This is a genomic window from Flavobacterium sp. GNP010 (assembly GCF_056428945.1).
Map to the genome: position 1 here is coordinate 1 of NZ_JBWJVK010000129.1, position 762 is coordinate 762.

The 762-nt window shown below is 45.7% G+C and carries 1 protein-coding gene; it reads right to left on the reverse strand.

Features of this window, described 5'->3' with window-relative positions; all coding sequences use genetic code 11:
* The coding region (locus AC061C_RS15845) for a Calx-beta domain-containing protein (RefSeq protein ID WP_478291977.1) at positions 1-762 on the reverse strand (762 nt) is incomplete at both ends.

Consider the following 762-nt stretch of genomic DNA (forward strand, 5'->3'; position numbering starts at 1 on the left):
TGGTACCAGTAGCCGAAGCAGCTCCAGAGGCAATACTAAAGTTTTCAGTTACTTCGTCAATCGCATCCACCGTTGTTGGTACACTTACCGTTCCAGTAGTTGCACCCGCAGGAACAAGTACATCAACATTTGTAGTCGTGTAATCCGCACTTCCAGCCGTACCATTAGTCAATACAAAAGTATAGGTAATAGCTTGATCAGAAGGGTTGCTTAGTGTAAAGCTGAATACTGCATCAGTTCCTTCAGTAGCCGAAGCCGGAGCGATCGTTGCCACAGTAGGGGCATTGTTATTGTCGATAATCGTACCAGTAGCCGAAGCAGCTCCAGAGGCAATACTAAAGTTCTCATTTACTTCATCAATCGCATCCACCGTTGTTGGTACACTTACCGTTCCAGTAGTTGCACCCGCAGGAACAAGTACATCAACATTTGTAATAGTGTAATCCGCACTTCCAGCGGTTCCAGTAGTCAATACAAAAGTATAGGTAATGGCTTGATCAGAAGGGTTGCTCAGTGTAAAGTTGAATACCACATCAGATCCTTCAGTAGCCGAAGCCGGAGTGATCGTTGCCACAGTAGGGGCATTGTTATTGTCGATAATGGTACCAGTAGCCGAAGCAGCTCCAGAGGCAATACTAAAGTTTTCAGTTACTTCATCAATCGCATCCACCGTTGTTGGTACACTTACCGTTCCAGTAGTTGCTCCAGCAGGAACAAGTACATCAACATTTGTAGTCGTGTAATCCGCACTTCCAGCCGTAC